Origin of the sequence: Xanthomonas sp. LMG 12459 (assembly GCF_009192905.1) — a bacterium.
In the GTDB taxonomy this organism is placed as follows: Bacteria; Pseudomonadota; Gammaproteobacteria; order Xanthomonadales; family Xanthomonadaceae; genus Xanthomonas_A; species Xanthomonas_A sontii.
Genome location: NZ_NSGT01000037.1, coordinates 40,609 through 59,994 on the forward strand (window position 1 = coordinate 40,609; position 19,386 = coordinate 59,994).

Sequence of the window (19,386 nt, forward strand, 5' to 3'; positions counted from 1 at the left end):
CACACCATCAACTGCGACCCCTAATCCTCCAAACCCAGCACCAACACCGCCAACGGCGGCACGGTCAGCGCCAGCGACGCCGGATGCCCATGCGCCCCGACGTTCTCGGCCCGCACGCTGCCGCCGTTGCCGGTGTTGCTGCCGCCGTAGATCTCGGCGTCGGAGTTCAGCAGTTCGCGCCAGCGGCCGGCGCGGGGCACGCCGATGCGGTAGCCGTGGTGCACCTGCGGGGTGAGGTTGGCCACCACCAGCAGCGGGGTGTCGCCGCTGCGGGCCTTGCGCAGGTAGGCGAACAGGCTGTTGCCGGCGTCGTCGCCGATGACCCAGGCGAAACCTTCCGGTTCGTCGTCGCGGGCGTGCAGTGCGGGGTGCTCGGCGTAGAGGCGGTTGAGGTCGCGGACCAGGCGCTGGATGCCGCGGTGGTTCGGCTGGTCGAGCAGGTGCCAGGGCAGCGCGGCGTCGTGGTTCCACTCGGTGGGCTGGGCGATCTCGCAGCCCATGAACAGCAGTTTGCGCCCGGGGTGGGTGTACATGTAGCCGAGGTAGGCGCGCAGGTTGGCGAAGCGCTGCCAGTCGTCGCCGGGCATGCGGCCAAGCAGGGAGCGCTTGCCGTGCACCACTTCGTCGTGGGAGATGGGCAGCATGAAGCGCTCGGAATACGCGTAGACCATGCTGAAGGTCATTTCGCCGTGGTGGTAGCGGCGGTAGATCGGGTCCAGCTCGATGTAGTGCAGGCTGTCGTGCATCCAGCCCATGTTCCACTTGTAGTCGAAGCCCAGGCCGCCGTGGGCGAGGTCGGCGGTGACGCCGGGCCAGGCGGTGGATTCTTCGGCGATGGTCATGGCGCCCGGCGCCTGCTCGGCCACCACCTGGTTGAGCCGGCGCAGGAAGGCGATGCTCTCGTAGTTCTCGCGGCCACCGTGGATATTGGGCACCCACTCGCCGGCGTTGCGGCTGTAGTCGCGGTAGAGCATGGAGGCGACCGCGTCCACGCGCAGGCCGTCGACGTGGTAGCGCTGCAGGAACTCCAGCGCGCTGGCGATCAGGAAGCCGGAAACTTCGCGACGGCCGTGGTTGTAAATGAGGGTGTTCCAGTCGCGGTGGAAGCCTTCGCGCGGGTCGGCGTGTTCGTATAGGGCGGTGCCGTCGAAGTGGGCCAGGCCGTGCGCGTCGGTGGGGAAATGCGCCGGCACCCAGTCGACGATGACGCCGATGTCCTCGCGGTGGCAGCGGTCGACGAAGCGGGCGAAGCCGTCCGGGCTACCGAAGCGCGCGGTGGGCGCGAACAGGCCCAGCGGCTGGTAGCCCCAGGAACCGCCGAACGGATGCTCGGTGACCGGCAGCAGTTCGATGTGGGTGAAGCCCATGTCGGCCACGTAGGGAATCAGCCGCTCGGCCAGCGCGTCCCAGTCGAGCATGCTGCCATCGACGGCGTGCATCCACGAGCCGGCGTGCACTTCGTACACGCTGATCGGCGCCTGCGGGGCGTGGCGGCGCGCGCGCGTGGCCATCCAGGCGTCGTCGCGCCACTGGAACGGCGTGGGGTCGGCGACGATGGAGGCGGTGCCAGGCGCCAGTTCGGCCTGGCGCGCGACCGGGTCGGCCTTGGCCGGCAGTTCTTCGCCGCGCGGGCCGCGCAGCGCGTACTTGTAGCGCGCGCCGTGGCCGACGCCGGGCACGAACAGTTCCCACACGCCCGCCTGGTGGCGCAGGCGCATCGGGTGGCGGCGCGCATCCCAGCTGTTGAAGTCGCCGATCACCGCCACGCGCGAGGCGTTGGGCGCCCACACCGCGAAACGGGTGCCGCGCTCGCCGTCGACCTCGACCACGTTGGCGCCCAGCGCGTCGGCCAGGTGCAGGTGATGGCCCTCGGCGATCAGGTGCAGGTCGAAGTCGCTGAGCTGCGGGCCGAACGCGTAGGCGTCGGCGGTGTCCTGCTCGCCGCCGGGCCAGCGGATGCGCAGGCGGTAGCGGCCCTCGCTCGGCAGTTCGGCATGGAAGAAGCCCTCCGGCCCCTGCTGCAGCGGCACCTCGCTGCCGTCCTCCAGCACCGCCAGCACCGCATCGGCGCCCGGCTGGTAGCTGCGCAGCACCCGCGCCTCGCCGAGACGATGCGCGCCCAGCACGGCGAACGGGTCGCCGTGGCGGGCGGTGGCAAAGGCGCGTTGCGTCGCGTCGTCCCAGACGTGGACGGCATCACTCATCGAATCGACTCCTGCGGCGCGGGAAAGCGGTCGAGTATGCGCAACAGTCCCTGTATGGGCACCATGATCCATGCCGGGCGGTTGGCGGCCTCGTAGCGAATTTCGTAGCAGGCCTTCTCGATCAGGAACAGCAAGGTGGTGGCCTCGAACGCGGCCGGCGCCACCCACGGATGCGGGCTAGCATCGAGCACGGCGCGGTAGGCGGCCAGGAAGGCGGCGCTGGCGCGGCTGCGGAACGCGGCCAGGAACGCCTCCTGCGCGGTGTCCAGGCCGGCGCCGACGCGTGCGGCGGTGCCTTCCTCGCCGCGCGCGGACACTTCGCTGGCGTAGTCCAGCGAGCGCAGGAAGCCGGCCACGTCGTGCAGCGGGCTGGCCTTGGCGCGGCGTTCGTCCAGCGACTTGGCCGGCTCGCCCTCGAAGTCGATCAGCACCACGTCGTCGAACGCGACCAGGATCTGGCCGAGGTGGAAATCGCCATGCACGCGGGTCAGCAGCGCACCGGACAACAGCGACGGTGCCTGTTGCAGCCAGGCATCCAGGCGCGCGCGCTCGGCCAGCAGGCTGTCCACTGCGGCGTGCTCGGCCGGGTCGTCGTTGGCCCCGCGGTGCGCGATGAGCGTGTCCCACATGGCCTGCACTTCGTGCACCACGCCGTCCACCACATGCTGCGCCGCGGCCGCGTCCACTGGCTGCGGCGCGAAGGCGGGCGCGTCGGTGGGTTGCGCCAGCACCGCGTGCAGCTCGGCCAGGCGCCGGCCGACCAGCGCGGCGAAGGCGTCGTAGCCGGCCACGCTCTCCAGCCGCGCCGCATCGTCCTGGGCGGCATCGTATTCCTCGGCACCGCGTGCAAGGTGATCAAGGGTCCAGCGCCAGGCGTCGCCCTGGTTGCGCACGAAGCCCTGCAGCAGCGCCAGCGTGGTCTCGCTGCCGTCGGCCTCGACGCGCGCGACATGGCCCAGCAGCGGCGCGGCGTTGGCATAGCCCAGCGCAGTGAGGCGCTCGCCGATCTCGATCTCCGGATTGATGCCGGCCGACACGCGCCGCAGCAGCTTGAACACCGCCGCGTCGCCGACGATCAGCGAGCTGTTGCTCTGCTCTGCCGACAGCCATCGGATCTCCGGATCGGCGGGGATGTCCACGCGCTGCAGCGCCGGTGTCGGGCAGAAGCGGATGCGCTCCGCGGTCGCTTCGGTGCCGGCCTCGCCGTCCACGCGCAGCTCCGCCTTGTCGCGCAATGCGGCGAGCATGCTCAAGGTGAAGGGCTTCAGTGCGAACGCATCGGTCAGGTAGCCGACCTCGCGGCCGTGGCGCACGCGCGCCAGCGCCAGTTGTTCGGCCAGTACGCTCGGCTGCTCGCGCTCCCAGACGATGCCCAGCGGCAGGATGTAGCGCTCGTGCGCGCCGTCGTCCAGCTGTGCCTCAATTTCCAGCAGGGTCAGGCCGTCGCCGCCGGACAGCGGCGTGCGCCGTGCGATGCGCACGCTGCGCAGCGCGCGGTCCTTGGCCGCGAACCAGCGCCGCGTGGACAGCCACGCCGGCAGGATGTCGCGCTCCAGCGTCGGCAGGTGCGGTTGCAGGCCGGCGCTGTCGACCGTGCTACGCAGCACCAGGGTCTGGTAATCCGGCAGCGGCACCGGCGCCGGCACGTGCCAGTCCGGCAGCGTGGCGTTGCCGACCAGTTGGAAGGCGTAGAAGCCGAACGCCGGCACGGTGAGCAGATAGGTCAGGCGCCCGATCGGCGGGAAGCTGCCGCCGCCGAGGATGTCCACCGGCACCCGGCCCTCGAACTCGGACAGGTCCAGTTCCACCGCCTGCAGCGTATGCGAGAGGTTGGCCACGCACAGCACGGTCTCGTCCTCGTGGCAGCGCAGGTAGGCGAGCAGGCGGCGATTGCCCGGATACAGGAAGCGCAGCGCGCCGCGGCCGAAGGCGCGGTAGCGCTTGCGCACCGACAGCACGCGGCGGGTCCAGGTCAGCAGCGAATACTGGTCGCGCTGCTGTGCCTCCACGTTAACCGCCTGGAAGCCGTACAGCGGGTCCATGATCGGCGGCAGCACCAGTGCGGCGGGATCGGCGCGCGAGAAACCGCCGTTGCGGTCGATCGACCACTGCATCGGCGTGCGCACGCCGTCGCGATCGCCGAGATGGATGTTGTCGCCCATGCCAATCTCGTCGCCGTAGTACAGCACCGGCGTGCCGGGCATGGTCAGCAGCAGCGAGGTCATCAGTTCGATGCGGCGGCGGTCGCGCTCCAGCAGCGGCGCCAGGCGCCGGCGGATACCCAGGTTGATGCGCGCGCGGCGGTCGGCGGCATAGGTCTGCCACAGGTAGTCGCGCTCGGAGTCGGTGACCATCTCCAGGGTCAGCTCGTCGTGGTTGCGCAGGAAGATCGCCCACTGGCAGCTCTCCGGGATCTCCGGGGTCTGGCGCATGATGTCGGTGATCGGGAAGCGGTCCTCGCGCGCGATCGCCATGTACATGCGCGGCATCAGCGGGAAGTGGAACGCCATGTGGCATTCGTCGGCGTTCTCGCCGAAGTACTGCTGGGTGTCTTCGGGCCACATATTGGCCTCGGCCAGCAGCATGCGGTCGGGGTATTCGGCATCGAGCGTGGCGCGGATGCGACGCAGGATGGCGTGGGTCTCGGGCAGGTTCTCATTGGAGGTGCCCTCGCGCTCGATCAGGTACGGCACCGCGTCCAGGCGCAGGCCGTCCACGCCCAGGTCCAGCCAGAAGCGCATCACTTCCAGCACGGCTTCCATGACCGCCGGGTTGTCGAAGTTCAGGTCCGGCTGGTGCGAGTAGAAGCGGTGCCAGAAGTATTGGCCGGCTTCCGGGTCCCAGGTCCAGTTGGACTTCTCGGTGTCGCAGAAGATGATGCGGGTGCCGGCGTAGTCCTGGTCGCTGTCCGACCACACGTAGAACGCGCGCTCCGGCGAGGCGGCCGGGGCCATGCGCGCACGCTGGAACCAGGGATGCTGGTCGGAAGTGTGGTTGATCACCAGCTCGGTGACGATGCGGATGCCGCGCGCGTGCGCCTGCTCCACGAAGCGCTGGAAGTCGGCGATGCTGCCGTAGTCCGGGTGCACCGCCATGTACTCGGCGATGTCGTAGCCGTCGTCGCGGCGCGGGCTGGGGTAGAACGGCAGCAGCCAGATCGTGTCCACGCCCAGGTCGGCGATGTAGTCGAGCTTGGAGATCAGCCCGGGGAAGTCGCCGATGCCGTCGTCGTTGGAATCGAAGAACGACTTGACGTGCACTTGGTAGATGATCGCGTCCTTGTACCAGCGCGCATCGCCGGCCGGGGCGCGCGGCTCGAGTTGGGGGGACGACGGCGCGGCGACATTCATGCAGGAACTCCGGCGCGGATGCGCCACAGGGAGAACGGCCGCGACGGATCGAGGCGGATGTGTTGGGTCTTGCCGTACCAGGTGAAGTCGTGGCCGTCCCACACGTCGCGCACGGCGACGCTGGCGTGGTCGGGCAGGCCCAGTTCCCACAGCGGCACTTCGATCTGCGCGTTCTGCGCCGCATGCGGATCCAGGCTCACCGCCACCAGCACCAGGCTGCGCCCGCGCGCCAGGTGCGCTTCATCGAGGAACTTGCCGAAGTACAGCACTTGGTCGTTGTGCGCGACGTAGAAGCGCGTGCCCAGGTGCGACTGCAGTTCCGGGTGCTGGCGGCGCAGCAGGTTGAGGCGGGTGATCTCCTCGACGATGTCGCCCGGCGTGCGCTCGGGCCACACGCGCAACTGGTACTTCTCCGAGTCGAGGTATTCCTCCTTGCCCGGCAGCGGCGTGGCCTCGCACAGTTCGAAGCCCTGGTACATGCCCCACAGCCCGGACAGCGTGGTCGCCAGCGCGGCGCGGATCAGGTGCCCGCTGCGCCCGCTGTGCTGCAGGAACAGCGGATTGATGTCCGGCGTGTTGACGAAGAAGTGCGGGCGGAAGCACTCGCTGGGCGCACCGCTGTTGAGTTCCTCGATGTAGGCCTGCAGTTCGGCCTTGTGCTGGCGCCAGGTGAAATAGGTGTAGGACTGCGAGAAGCCGACCTTGGCCAGCCGGTACATCGGCTTGGGCCGGGTGAAGGCCTCGGACAGGAACACCACCTGCGGATGGCGCCCGCGTACTTCGGCGATCAGCCATTCCCAGAACGGGAACGGCTTGGTGTGCGGGTTGTCGACGCGGAACAGGGTGACGCCCTCGTTGACCCAGAACAGCACCGCATCGCGCAGCGCGTTCCACAGCGCCGGCACTGCGCCGCTGGCGTAGAAGTCGACGTTGACGATGTCCTGGTATTTCTTCGGCGGGTTCTCCGCGTACGGGATGGAGCCGTCGGCGCGCCAGGTGAACCAGTCCGGATGGTCGCGCAGCCACGGATGATCCGGCGCGCACTGGATGGCGAAATCCAGGGCCAGTTCCAGGCCGTGCTCGGCCGCAGCGGCACGTAGGCGGCGAAAACCGTCGAGCCCGCCCAGCTCGGGATGCACCTCGGTATGCCCACCTTCGGCCGATCCGATCGCATACGGGCTGCCGGGTTCGCCCGGCTCGGCGGTCACCGCGTTGTTGCGGCCCTTGCGGTTCTTCTCGCCGATGGGATGGATCGGCGGCATGTACAGCACGTCGAAGCCCATCGCCTGAATGTGCGGCAGCCGCGCGATCACGTCGTCGAAGGTGCCGTGGCGCTGCAGATCGCCGCTCTGCGAGCGCGGGAACAACTCGTACCAGCTGGCGAAGTGCGCGGCGCGGCGTTCGGCCTCGACCCGGAAGGTCATCGGGTACTCGGTGCGGAACGGCTTGGCGTCGGCGCGCGCCATCGCCTCGGCGGTGTCGGGTTCGAGCAGCAACTGCGCCTTCTCGGCCAGGTCGTCGGTGCGGGCGATGCGGGTGGCGATGGCCTTCAGCCGCGTCGCCAGCGCGCCACGGCTGCGCCCGCGCGCCGCCTCGACCTGGGCCAGCGCTTCCTGCACGTCCACCGGCAGCAGGGTGCCGGCGGCGCGCTTCTTTTCCAAATCGGCGTGGGTGGTGGCGTAGACGTCGCGCCAGGCCTCGATGCGGAATTCGTAGCGACCAAGGCGCTGCAAGGGGAACTCACCGCGCCAGCGGTCGTTGCCGAGCGCGCGCATCGGTGTGCTGGACCAGGTACGCGCATCGGCGGCACGCCACAGCAGCGCCACGGCGATGCGGTCGTGGCCATCGCAGAACGCATCGGCTTCCACGCACACGCGGTCGCCGACCGTGCGTTTGACCGGGAAGCGTCCGTCGTCCACCGACGGCGTCACCGCCTCGATGCACACCCGCGCCTCGCCGGCGGCGATCTCGGCCGGTGTGCGTGCGCGCGCGGCGGTCAGTACCGGGCGCGCCGGCAGACTGCGATAGATGCGCACCTCGCCGGCTTCCAGGGTGCCGCCTTGCTCGCCCTGGATCGGCTCGCCATGGTCGCTGAGCAGGCCCTCGCTGTCGCCGAGCAGGCGCAGCAGCGCCGGCCCCGGTACCGGCAGCAGGTGGTCGCGGTCGCTGTTGAGCAGCACCAGCCATGCCGCGGCATCCAGCGGTTCCACCGCCACCGCGGTGAGCGCGCCGTCGCGCAGCAGCGGGCGCAGGCGCAGCGACGCGGTGGCGTCGGGCAACGACGCAGCCGGCGTGGACGCGTCGCTCTCGGAGGAGCCGTGCTGCGCAGGCGCGGGCTGCCCGTATTCTGTCGATGTGTCCTGCGCGGCGATCGCCCAGGCCCCACCGAACGCGGCGGCCAGGCGCTGCCGCTGCGCGCGTGGCAAGGGCAGCGGCGTATCCGAGGCCGTCTCGGCATCGACGGTGGCGACCACGCAACGCGCCAGCGCACGCAGGGCGCTGTCCTCATCGAAGAACCAGTCGCCGCGACCGTCCCACCAGGCCAGCGAGGAGAACGCGGCATCGAAGCCGGCGCCCGCCAGGCTGCGCAAGACGTCCAGGCCCAAGCCGGGCGTCCACGCCAGCAGCCGCGCCTGCGGCGCCTGTGCGTGGACCCCGTCGATCAGCGTGCGCCACAATGGCGCCGGAATGCGCTCTGGCTGCAGCACACGGAAGCCGGCTACGCCGCTGCGCAGCCAGTCGACCAGGCGCGCACTCCACCACTGCGCCAGGCCCGTCCCTTCTTCCGCAGAGGCGAAGCGGCCCACCGCAATATCCGGCGCGGCGCGTTCGGCGCGCGGATCCGGTAGCGCCGAGCTGCGTGCGCGGAACCAGTGCGGATGCTCCTGCAGCAGGCGGCTGCCGCCGCCGATCTCGTCGATGCGCAGGTCCAGCAGCACGCGCAGGCCGTGCTGTTCGGCGCGCTGCAGCCAGTGCCGCAGTCGCGCCTGCCCAGCCGGATCCTCGCTTGCCGGATCCTGCAGGCGGCCATCCGCGTCCTGAACGAAAGGATTGGACATCACTACGTGATCGCAGCCATTGGCCTTGGCGGCGCCCATGGCCACCTCAAGCGTGGCCTCATCGTGGTGGCTAAGAGGGGCCAACAGACAAGCATGCATTCGTATATCCCGTTCGGCGTGATGAGGAGTACGCGATCCAGACCGCAGCGGCGACATCGGCAACCCGGATCAGCCATGTCACTAGGCGCAAACGGGTGCGACTGCGATACGCCGCGTCGCGATCGAATCAGGCGCCGAAGCGCCCATGACCCTCGGTGGCACGCGGCAAGGTCACAAGACCACAGGGGATGCCAATGAAACGTGTTCATGGCATTAAGCAAGCGCATACGCTGGCGAGCACGCGCATGGGATGGACCGGCGCCAACGCATCGCCGCCCCTGGCGTTTCAGAGGGCAATGAGACGTATCGCCACGGCAGTGCGTCTTAACTTCATCGCAAATTCACACTCCTATTACACGCCGTACTGCAGGTCGCAGGGATGCCGTGGCGGCTCGAACGGTAAAGAGGCAGCCCTGGTACCGTCGCAAGGCTCCCGCCGTCACTAAGCAATTGGCATCGACTACAATCCGCAAGGACTCGGAGCTCATCGGGCATGGAGAGCGCAATGCGATTTTCGAAACTCATTTGTTTTTCGGCGTTCGGCGCCTTGCTGGCGTGTCATGCGCCAATGGCCAGTGCAGCCTCCTGCGAAGAGAACTTCAGCATGAGTTCCTCGTCGCAGGTCTTGATGTTCAGCGCATGGAGAACGTCGGAAAAACTGGACCCACTCGAAGCCATCGCGCAAATCCATCAAGTCGCCAAGCAAGAAGGATTCACCATCGGCGAACAGAAGAGCGAAGGCGGGAAAACGGAACTCACGTTTTCCCAGGACGCCACGAGCAACTCCCGCAGCTTTGATGTCGTTGCCACGGCGGACCGAAACCTTAATACATTGACGCTCATTGCCGTATTGCCGCCCGGCATGCAAGCCAAGCCGGAGGACATGCGCAGCGCCATGTGCGGGATGTTGGCGAAGGTAAGACTAGACACCGGCGACGGCAGGAACGAAGGGACCGCGAAGTCCACGGCATCGGCATCCGGCAAGCTCAACGTGCTGGAACCCCGATCGGTCTTCGACCTTGGCGCTGCTCAGGCCGCGCTCGAGCCGGGCACCTCCACCATCAAGGGCACGGCCTGCGCGGTGCATCACGTGGAGAATGGCGGAGGCACTTACCTGGCGCGCAACCAATCCATCTCCCTATTCCCGGTTACGCCCTACCTCAAGGAAGCAATTGCGCTTTCGTCGAATATGAAGCAGGGGCGCGACACCCTTAAGGTCTCGCCAATGGCCCTGCAGGTCCGCGTCGATGGCATGACCGACGACAAGGGACAATTTCAATTCTCCAACCTCAAGCCGGGAAACTACTACCTCCTGGCGACGATGGCGCTGGATGTCCAGGGAAGCACCACCAGGAATCTGGGCACCAGCCTGGAAGGCGTCGAAGGCAGGCCTACGGTGACCACCTATTATCAGACCGAGAATTTCACATCCAGATTCAATGATGTCCTCGAGAAATTCGTCGAGATCAAGACCCCTGGCCAGACCGTGAAAGTCACGCTTTCGCCTAAAGGCTTCTTTAAAGGGCGGGCCGGGCTGCTCGGTTGCATCTAGCGATCTCCGACAGCGTTCCATGCGCATTGGAGCAACTGCCGACGTCTTCTCTAACGCGCACGGAGACTTAGGTTTCGGCCTGAACGAGGCCCGAAATCGAACGAATGGCGTTCCAGCGGCACGCGTAATAGCATCAAAGATTCGGAGGAATCTCGCGGGACGGGCCGTCTCCATTGAAAAGCACTGGACATCATGCTGTCACATGCCGCGACAAGGCATGCGCCTGATCCAGGTTGGCCGCGGGCCAGGCGCTCGACGCCGGTCTAGACGCACCTCATGCAGCGCTCCTCGTACCGCTACAAGGCGGTGGCGGTAGTCGCGCTACCGGCTCGTCGCTGCCACGTTCTCAGTACCTCCCCACGGGAAGGCCGTGCTATTGGCCCCCTGGCGCATCCGCCCCGCCTGGGCTCATCGAAAACGCGCGCTCGGTAGCCGCGCCCGCGGCCCAGGCGGTGTTGGGCGTGGCCTGCAGGGTGAAGCGCAGTTCGCCGCCGGCCATGAGTTCCTCGTGGCGCAGGAACGCGCGGTTCAATGGACGGCCGTTGAGGGTGACGCTGCCGACATAGGGATGCGCGTCGTCCAGGCCGTCGGCGATCACGGTGAAGCGCTTGCCGTTGGGCAGCGCCAGGGTGGCGCGCGGCAGGAACGGGCGGCCGAGGATGTACTGGTTGCTGGCCGGCGCCACCGGGTAGAAGCCCAGCGCGGTGAACACGTACCAGGCCGACATCTGCCCCATGTCGTCGTTGCCGGCCAGGCCGTCCGGGCGCGCGGCGTACTGGCTGCGCATGATCTGCTGCAGCCGCGCCTGGGTGCGCCACGGCTGCCCGGCGTAGGCATACAGATAAGCGACGTGATGGCTGGGTTCGTTGCCGTGCGCATACCAGCCGATCAGCCCGGTGATGTCCTCCATGTGCGCGAACACCTTGGGATCGACCTTGGCGTCGAACACCTGGTCCAGCCGCGCCAGCAGCTTGTCGTCGCCACCGTGCGCACGCGCCAGGCCGGCCACGTCCTGCGGCACGTACCAGGAGTACTGCCAGGCGTTGCCTTCGGTGTAGTCGGTGCCGTAGCCGCTGGCGTCCGGATCGAACGGGGTGCGGAAGCTGCCGTCGCGCTTGCGCGCGCGCATGAAGCCGGTGTCCGGGTCGAAGGCGTTGCGCCAGTTGCCGGCACGCTTGGCGAAGGCGGCGGCGATCTCGCTGCGGCCCATCTCCTTGGCCATGCGCGCGATGGTCCAGTCGTCGAAGGCGTATTCCAGGGTCTTGGAGGCGGCCTCGCCTTCCTCGTCGATCGGCACGTAGCCCAGTTCGCGGTACTGGGCGATGCCGTCGTAGGGGCCGTAGTTGGCGCTGGCCACCATGGCCTTGAGCGCGGCGTCGGTGTCGTAGCCGCGGATACCCTTCATGTACGCGTCGGCGATCACCGGCACCGCGTGGTAGCCGATCATGCACCAGGTCTCCAGACCATGGAACGCCCACACCGGCAGCACGCCGTAGGGGCTTTTGCGCTGGTGCGCGAGCAGCGAGTTGACGATGTCGTTGGTGCGTTGAGGCGGCTGCACGATGGTCAGCAGCGGGTGCAGCGCGCGGTAGGTATCCCACAGCGAGAACGTCGAATAGTGGGTGTAGCCCTGCGCCTGGTGCACGGCGTTGTCCGGCCCGCGATAGCGGCCGTCGCTGTCCATGAACAGGGTCGGGCCGAGCAGGCTGTGGTACAGCGCGGTGTAGAACTGGGTGCGCTGCGCGGGCGGCGCGTCCACCTCCACCGCGCCCAGCGCCTGCGCCCATTGCGCACGCGCCGCGCGGCGCACGCCGTCGAAATCCCAGCCCGGCACTTCGGCGTCGAGATTGGCGATGGCGCTGTCCTCGCTGACCGGCGAGATCGCCACCTTGACCAGCAGCGGCGCGCGCAGGGCGTCGCCGAAGTCGAACGATCCCACCAGTTGCCGGCCTTCGATCTGCGCGCGCTGGGTGGGGTCGTTGTCGCCCGGCGGCGGAAAGCCCTTGTAGGGAATGTCCTGCTCGGTGTTGTGGAAGGCGTGGCCGCGCAGCGGCTGCGAGAAGCGCAGGGCGAAGTACAGCTGCCGCCCCGGCGCCCAGCCGCGGGTCTCGCGAAAGCCGGTGACGGTGCCGTCGGCACGCAGGCGCAGCCGCGACCAACTGATCTTGCCCGGGTAGTCGTACAGGCTGGTGCGCAGGTCCAGCAGCACGTGCGCCGGCTGTCTGGCCGGGTAGGTGTAGCGGTGCACGCCGACGCGGGCGCTGGCGGTGAGTTCGGCGCGCACTTTGTCGTCGTCCAGGGTCACCGCGTAGTAGCCCGGCTCGGCGCGCTCGTCGTCGTGGCGGAAGCGCGCGCTGTAGCCGCTGCCGGGCGTGTCCGGGTCGCCACGCTCCAGCCGCACCGCGCCGCTGATCGGCATCAACAGCACGTCGCCCAGGTCGGAGTGGCCGGTGCCGGAGAAATGCGTGTGCGAGAAGCCGACCAGGCTGCGGTCGTCGTAGCGGTAGCCAGCAGCCCAGCCGTAGGCGTCCTTGCGCGGCTGGATGCGCGTGTCCGGGCTCAACTGGACCATGCCGAACGGCACCGTGGCGCCAGGATAGGTGTGGCCCTCGCCGCCGGTGCCGATGAAGGGGTCCACCGCGGCCACCGCACGTTCGCCGGCATCACCGCCCGCCGCTGCGACGGCGGATGCGATCGGCCACAGCGCGGCCAGCAGCAGCGCGGCAGCGCCGCCCAGCGTCCTCGAGCTGCGCAAGGCAGGCTCCCCGTATCGAATCGATCCAAACGGATAGCACAAAGCCACTGCAATGCCTTGCTGCACTGCAAAATGCGGATCGGATCACGACGGCGCAGGATGAGCGACCTTTTGAACCGGTCTAATCCGCCGTGGCGCCGTCTTCCGCCGACAAACGCGTCACCGTGTCCGACATCGCCGCCGCCTGCGGCGTGTCGCGGGCGACCGTGTCGCTGGTGCTGCGCAACAGCCCGCTGGTGCATGCGGACACGCGCGCGCGGGTGGCGGCGGAGATCGCCCGCCAGGGCTACGTCTACCACCGCGGCGCGGCCAGCCTGCGCGGCCGCGCGTCCAATGCGGTGGCGCTGGTGGTCAACGACCTGGCCAATCCGTTCTTCGCCGAGTTCGCCGGCGGCGTGGACGCGGCGCTGGCCGAGGCCGGCTACGTGATGCTGATGGGCAGCACCGGCGAATCGCCGGAGCGCCAGCAGACCGTGCTGGCCTCGCTGATCGAGCATCACCCGGCGGCGATGATCCTCTCGCCCACCGAGAACACCGACGCGGCGCGGTTGCGCCAGTTGCTGGGGCCGCGCCTGCCGGTGCTGCTGTTCAACCGCGCGCTGGACGGCGACTGGCCGCTGCTGGCGCTGGACAACCGCCGCGGCGCGCGCCTGGCCACCGAACACCTGCTGGCGCAAGGCCACCGCGCCATCGCCTTCTTCGGCGGCCACCGCCAGTCCAGTTCCTGCGCCGAGCGCCGTGCCGGCTATCGCGAGGCGCTGGCCGCCGGCGGCATCGCGGTCGACCCGGCGTGGCTGATCGAATGCGCGCCGACCCGGCTGGAAGCCGCGCGCCAGGCCGGCGCGCTGTGCGCGCGCGACCCGCTGCCGACCGCGCTGGTCTGCTACAACGACGTGGTCGCGCTGGGCCTGGCCAGCGGCCTGGCCGAACGTGGCCGCATCGCCGGCCGCGACTACGCACTGATCGGCTTCGACGACATTCCCGAGGCCGCCGTCGCCACCCCGCCGCTGTCCACCGTCGCCGTCGCCCCGCGCGAGCGCGGCATGCAGGCCGCACGCCTGGTGCTGGACGCACTGCGCCACCGCCAGGCCCTGCCTGCGCTTACCATCGCCCCCGCCCGGCTGTGCCTGCGCGCCAGCAGCCGGGTCGCCCTCTCGCCCGTTCCCGGAGTCGCTGCATGAGCCGTCGCCCGCTGTCCAACACCGCCGCCATCGCGGTGGTCAGCATGATCTTCTTCACCTGGGGCGGCCTGACCAGCCTCAACGACGTGTTGATCCCGCATCTGAAAGCCGTGTTCCAGATGAACTACGCGCAGTCGATGCTGATCCAGTTCACCTTCTTCGGCGCCTACTTCCTGATGTCGGTGCCGGCCGGCGCGGTGGTGTCGCGGGTCGGCTACAAGGCCAGCATCGTCATCGGACTGGTGGTGGCGGCGATCGGCGCAGCGATGTTCTACCCGGCCGCGCGCCTGCCCTCCTACCCACTGTTCCTGACCGCGCTGTTCGTGCTGGCCAGCGGCATCACCCTGCTGCAGGTGGCGGCCAACCCGTACATCAGCCTGATCGGCGCGCCGGAGAAGGCACCGAGCCGGCTCAACTTCGCCCAGGCGCTGAACTCGCTGGGCACCACCGTATTCCCGTGGCTGATCGGCCCGCTGATCCTGGCCGGCGCGGTGCTCGGCGCCGACCAGATCGCGGCGATGAATCCCGCGCAGCTGTCCGCCTACCGCATCGAACAGGCGCGTACGGTGGAGATCCCCTACCTGATGCTGGCCGGCGGCCTGCTGCTGCTGGCGGTGTTCATGCTGGTCATGCGGGTGCCGTCGCTGCGGGAGGACAAGGATAGCGGCGCCGAGTCGCATCACCGCTTCGCCGACGCGCTGCGCCACCCGCATCTGTTGTGGGGCGTGGTGGCGATCTTCATGTACGTGGGCGCGGAAGTGGCGATCGGCAGCTTCCTGATCAACTACATTTCCGGCCCCACCACCGGCGGCCTCAACGAAGCCGACGCCACGCACCATCTGTCGTACTACTGGTTCGGCGCGATGGTCGGCCGCTTCGCTGGCGCCGCGCTACTGCAGTTCATCCCCGCGCGCAAGCTGCTGGCGGTGTTCGCCGGCATCGCCGCACTGTTGCTGGTCGTGACCATGGTCAGCACCGGCCACGTGGCGATGTGGAGCGTGATCGCGATCGGCCTGTTCAATTCGGTCATGTTCCCGACCATCTTCACCGTGGCCATCGAACGCCTGGGCGTGCTCACCAGCAAGGCATCGAGCCTGCTGATCATGGCGATCGTTGGCGGCGCCATCGTGCCGCTGGTGCAGGGCCTGCTGGCCGATGCGATCGGCATCCAGCATGCCTTCGTGGTCCCGCTGCTGTGCTACGTCTACATCGTCTGGTACGGCCTGCGCGGTTCGCGCTTGTCGCCGGAGTTGACGGCGGCCGCGGCCACCGCTGCGCCGACCGCGCGTGTGATGCACTGATCCGCTGATCCGTTCCCGGTGCGGCGGCGGCGCACACGCCGCCGCGCACCACTGCCTTCCCCTCCCTCACCCAGCTCGCCAGCCAACCGCATGAACCTGCCCGCCACGCCCCTGCCCGACTTCGCCGACGCCGCCGTCCTGCGCGCACACATCGCCGACACCATGGCCTTCTACCACCCGCGCGCGCTCGACCCGGCGGGCGGCTTCTTCCACTACTTCCGCGACGACGGCAGCGTGTACGACGCCGGCCATCGCCACCTGGTCAGCAGCACCCGCTTCGTCTTCAACTACGCGATGGCCGCGATCGAGTTCGCCGACTCGGCGCTGGCCGCCGAGTACCTGGACGCGGCGCGCCACGGCCTGCGCTACCTGCGCGAGGTGCACCGCGATACCGCCAGCGGCGGCTACGTGTGGACCCTGCGCGACGGCGTGGCCGAGGACCGCACCCAGCACGCCTACGGCGCCGCCTTCGTGCTGCTGGCCTACGCCACCGCGAAGAAGGCCGGCCTGGACACCGACGCGTGGATGGACGAGACCTGGCAGCTGCTGGAAACCCGCTACTGGGATGCCGCCGCCGGTCTGTACCGCGACGAGGCCACCCCAGAGTGGACGTTCTCCAGCTACCGCGGCCAGAACGCCAACATGCACCTGTGCGAAGCGCTGATCGCCGCCTACGAGGCCAGCGCCGAGCCACGTTACCTGCAGCGCGCGCTGCTGCTTGCCGACCACATCACCCGCCGCCAGGCGGCGCTGGCTGGCGGCCTGGTGTGGGAGCACTACGACGCCGACTGGCAGGTGGACTGGGACTACAACCGCGACAACCCCAAGCACCTGTTCCGGCCGTGGGGCTTCCAGCCCGGCCACCAGGTCGAGTGGTCCAAGCTGCTGGTGCTGCTGCACGGGCACCTGCAGGCGTCCACCGGCACCGCACCGGCGTGGCTGCTGCCGACCGCGCGGCACCTGTTCGACACCGCCCTGGCGCACGGCTGGGACGCGCAGCATGGCGGCATCGTCTACGGCTTCGCCTCCGGCACCGAAGAGACGCCGGTGGTCGGCGTGCCCGACGTGGCCGCGGCGCCGACCTACTTCTGCGACGACGACAAGTACTTCTGGGTGCAGGCCGAAGCCATCGCCGCCGCGGCGCGGCTGCTGGCCGCCACCGGGGATGCCGCGTATCGCGCCGCCTACGACAAGCTGTGGGCATATTCCTGGGAGCACCTGGTCGACCACCGCTACGGCGCCTGGTTCCGCATCCTCAGCCGCGACAACCGCAGCTACAGCGACGAGAAGAGTCCGGCCGGCAAGACCGACTACCACACCATGGGCGCCTGCCACGACGTGCTGGCGGTGATGCGCGGCAGCAAGGCGTTCGCGTAGGCGAATAGCGCGGAGATGCACTGTGGGAGCGACTTCAGTCGCGACGAGGCTTCACTAGGAATGCCCGTCGCGAGTGAAGTCGCTCCCCCAAGGCTTGGCTGGCTGCTGACATGACAGCGCATGGCTGCTGCATGGACTGCAACCCTGCGCAACGCCACCGACTCCTCACCCACGAAAAAGCCCCGCACATGGCGGGGCTCTGTCGCGACCACGAACCGCGCGCGATCAGTCGATGTCGAGGAAGCTGCGCAGCTGCTCGGAGCGGCTCGGGTGACGCAACTTGCGCAGCGCCTTGGCCTCTATCTGGCGGATGCGCTCGCGGGTCACGTCGAACTGCTTGCCGACTTCCTCGAGGGTGTGGTCGGTGTTCATGTCGATGCCGAAGCGCATGCGCAGCACCTTGGCTTCGCGCGGGGTCAGCCCGGCGAGCACGTCGCGCACGGTCTCGGACAGGTTGATGTTGGTGGTGTTCTCGATCGGGGACTCCACGTTGGTGTCCTCGATGAAGTCGCCCAGATGCGAATCCTCGTCGTCGCCGATCGGGGTTTCCATCGAGATCGGCTCCTTGGCGATCTTCATCACCTTGCGGATCTTGTCCTCGGGCATGTCCATTTCCTTGGCCAGCTCCTCCGGGGTGGCCTCGCGGCCGTACTGCTGGAGCATCTGCCGGGAAATACGGTTCAACTTGTTGATCGTCTCGATCATGTGCACCGGGATGCGGATGGTGCGCGCCTGGTCGGCGATCGAGCGGGTGATCGCCTGGCGGATCCACCAGGTGGCATAGGTCGAGAACTTGTAGCCGCGACGGTACTCGAACTTGTCCACCGCCTTCATCAGGCCGATGTTGCCTTCCTGGATCAGGTCGAGGAACTGCAGGCCGCGGTTGGTGTACTTCTTGGCGATGGAGATCACCAGACGCAGGTTGGCCTCCACCATTTCCTTCTTGGCCTTGCGCGCCTTGGCTTCGCCGTAGGCCATGGCGCGGCTGATTTCCTTCAGCTCGGCCAGGCTCAGGTAGGTGGCCTGCTCCACCGCCACGGTGGCTTCCTGCTCGGCGATGATCTGGTCCTTGACGTCGCGCAGCGCCGACGACCACTTCTGCTTGCGCTTGAGCGCGTCGTCGACCCAGGCCACGTTGGTCTGGTTGCCTTCCCAGGAACGGATGAAGTCCTTGCGCGGCATGCGTGCCACGTGGGTGGCCAGATGCAGCACGCGGCGCTCGTGGTCCTTGACCTGGGCCATGGTGTCGCGCAGCTTGCGCACCAGCACGTCGGTCAGCGGCAGCGGCAGCTTCAGGGTGACGAACACCTCGGCGATGTCGTTGCGCAGCTTGGTGACCAGCTTGTGCTCGGCGCCGTTCTTGGCGTGCGCCTTCTTGAACTTGGCGTACTCGGTGGCCAGCACTTCCATGCGCCGCGCGACCTCGGCCGGATCCGGACCGGTCGGACCGGCATCCTCTTCGGCGGTGTCGACGTCTTCGTCGTCATCCTCGTCGGCATCGGCATCGGTGGCGCTGTCGTCGTCGGACACCGCGACCGGCGGCGCCGGCTCTTCCTCGATCAGGTCGTTGAAGCCGACCACGATCTCGGCCAGGCGCTTCTTGCCTTCCTTGTGCTGTTCGTAGTCCTCGAGCAGGGTCTCCACCGCCAGCGGGAACGCCCCCAGCGCGGCCTGCACCTGGCCGAGACCTTCCTCGATGCGCTTGGCGATGGCGATCTCGCCTTCACGGGTCAGCAGTTCTACTGTGCCCATCTCGCGCATGTACATGCGCACCGGGTCGGTGGTGCGACCACCCTCGGTGTCGAGCGCGGTCAGCGCCGCGGCGGCTTCTTCGGCCGCGGTGTCGTCGACTTCGCGGTTGCCGGTGTTGCCGTCGTTGAGCAACAGGGTTTCGGCATCGGGCGCAACTTCATGGACATCGATGCCCATGCCGTTGATCATGCCGATGATGTCTTCGATCTGTTCGGGGTCGACCAGATCGTCGGGAAGATGGTCGTTGACTTCCGCGTAGGTCAGATAGCCCTGTTCCAGGCCCTTGCTGATCAGTTGCTTGATGTCGGATTGCTGGGCAGGACGTTCGTTGGCCATGAGTGCTCGCGCCACCGGCAGGTAGGTGAATGAGTGAACCTAGCATTATAACAGCCCGGACCGCCGCTTGCCGGACGAGGAGCCTGAACGGCTCCGCCAGGAACGCGCCGGCGTCTACGGCCGGAGCAGGAAAGTGACCGGGCCGTCGTTGACCAGGCTGACGACCATATGGGCACCGAAGCGGCCGGTTTCCACCCCTGGCGGGTGCTGCGCGCGGCACACCTCCACCAGTCGGTTGAAGCCGCGTTCAGCCTCGGCCGGCGGCGCCGCGGTGGTGAAACTGGGCCGCATCCCCGAGCGCGTGTCGGCGGCCAGGGTGAACTGACTGACCAGCAGCAGGCCACCACCGGTGTCGCGCAACGAGCGGTTCATGCGACCGCTGGCGTCCGAAAACACCCGGTAGCCGAGCAGGCGCTCGGC

Annotated in this window: 10 protein-coding genes; 4 read left to right on the plus strand and 6 right to left on the minus strand. The window is 68.4% G+C overall.

Annotated elements, in window-relative coordinates:
* Positions 1–20: 20 nt before the first annotated feature.
* Genes glgB through CEK65_RS10430 form a run of 3 tightly spaced genes read right to left on the minus strand, consistent with a single transcriptional unit; the run spans position 21 to position 8,652 of the window.
* On the minus strand, positions 21–2,204 hold the full coding sequence (gene glgB / locus CEK65_RS10420) for a 1,4-alpha-glucan branching protein GlgB (protein WP_152181668.1): 2,184 nt from the start codon (positions 2,202–2,204) through the stop codon (positions 21–23).
* Positions 2,201–5,554, minus strand: coding sequence for a maltose alpha-D-glucosyltransferase (treS, locus tag CEK65_RS10425; protein WP_152181669.1), 3,354 nt, complete (start codon positions 5,552–5,554; stop codon positions 2,201–2,203). Before treS ends, glgB begins: the two co-directional genes overlap by 4 nt.
* The gene (locus CEK65_RS10430) at positions 5,551–8,652 is read right to left on the minus strand and encodes an alpha-1,4-glucan--maltose-1-phosphate maltosyltransferase (protein WP_226980545.1); all 3,102 of its coding nucleotides are present in this window, start codon (positions 8,650–8,652) and stop codon (positions 5,551–5,553) included. Before CEK65_RS10430 ends, treS begins: the two co-directional genes overlap by 4 nt.
* 565 nt (positions 8,653–9,217) lie before the next feature.
* On the opposite strand from CEK65_RS10430, the gene CEK65_RS10435 reads away from it, so the two are divergent.
* Positions 9,218–10,264, plus strand: coding sequence for a prealbumin-like fold domain-containing protein (locus CEK65_RS10435; protein ID WP_152181671.1), 1,047 nt, complete (start codon positions 9,218–9,220; stop codon positions 10,262–10,264).
* Positions 10,265–10,637: 373 nt separating this feature from the next.
* Here CEK65_RS10435 and CEK65_RS10440 read toward each other — a convergent pair whose 3' ends face one another.
* Positions 10,638–12,980 carry a GH92 family glycosyl hydrolase gene (locus CEK65_RS10440; protein WP_226980546.1) on the minus strand — a complete coding sequence of 781 codons (2,343 nt, stop codon included), beginning with the start codon at positions 12,978–12,980 and terminating at the stop codon, positions 10,638–10,640.
* A gap of 170 nt (positions 12,981–13,150) precedes the next feature.
* Between CEK65_RS10440 and CEK65_RS10445 the strand changes: the two genes are divergently transcribed.
* The 3 genes from CEK65_RS10445 to CEK65_RS10455 all read left to right on the plus strand — a co-directional run bounded on the left by CEK65_RS10445 (position 13,151) and on the right by CEK65_RS10455 (position 16,878).
* The gene (locus CEK65_RS10445; RefSeq protein WP_152181673.1) at positions 13,151–14,200 is read left to right on the plus strand and encodes a LacI family DNA-binding transcriptional regulator; all 1,050 of its coding nucleotides are present in this window, start codon (positions 13,151–13,153) and stop codon (positions 14,198–14,200) included.
* Positions 14,197–15,501: a sugar MFS transporter gene (locus CEK65_RS10450; protein ID WP_152181674.1), complete on the plus strand. Its 1,305-nt coding sequence runs from the start codon at positions 14,197–14,199 to the stop codon at positions 15,499–15,501. The genes CEK65_RS10445 and CEK65_RS10450 overlap by 4 nt, the downstream gene beginning before the upstream one ends.
* A 90-nt stretch (positions 15,502–15,591) precedes the next feature.
* Positions 15,592–16,878 (plus strand): AGE family epimerase/isomerase, encoded by a 1,287-nt coding sequence (locus CEK65_RS10455; protein ID WP_152181675.1) that lies wholly within the window; start codon positions 15,592–15,594, stop codon positions 16,876–16,878.
* A 225-nt stretch (positions 16,879–17,103) separates the two neighbouring features.
* On the opposite strand, the gene rpoD is transcribed toward CEK65_RS10455, so the two are convergent.
* Entirely contained in the window at positions 17,104–18,966 is a 1,863-nt protein-coding gene (rpoD, locus tag CEK65_RS10460) for an RNA polymerase sigma factor RpoD (protein WP_010340704.1), read from the minus strand.
* Between the two features lie 114 nt (positions 18,967–19,080).
* On the minus strand, positions 19,081–19,386 hold a 306-nt coding region (gene dtd / locus CEK65_RS10465; RefSeq protein ID WP_152181676.1), incomplete at its 5' end, for a D-aminoacyl-tRNA deacylase.

Bases quoted from the DNA above. Each gene is read 5' to 3' on its own strand.
- CEK65_RS10455 (WP_152181675.1), top strand. From the start codon at position 15,592: ATGAACCTGCCCGCCACGCCCCTGCCCGACTTCGCCGACGCCGCCGTC.
- rpoD (WP_010340704.1), bottom strand. From the start codon at position 18,966: ATGGCCAACGAACGTCCTGCCCAGCAATCCGACATCAAGCAACTGATC.
- treS (WP_152181669.1), bottom strand. From the start codon at position 5,554: ATGAATGTCGCCGCGCCGTCGTCCCCCCAACTCGAGCCGCGCGCCCCG.
- CEK65_RS10435 (WP_152181671.1), top strand. From the start codon at position 9,218: ATGCGATTTTCGAAACTCATTTGTTTTTCGGCGTTCGGCGCCTTGCTG.
- CEK65_RS10450 (WP_152181674.1), top strand. From the start codon at position 14,197: ATGAGCCGTCGCCCGCTGTCCAACACCGCCGCCATCGCGGTGGTCAGC.
- glgB (WP_152181668.1), bottom strand. From the start codon at position 2,204: ATGAGTGATGCCGTCCACGTCTGGGACGACGCGACGCAACGCGCCTTT.
- CEK65_RS10430 (WP_226980545.1), bottom strand. From the start codon at position 8,652: ATGGGCGCCGCCAAGGCCAATGGCTGCGATCACGTAGTGATGTCCAAT.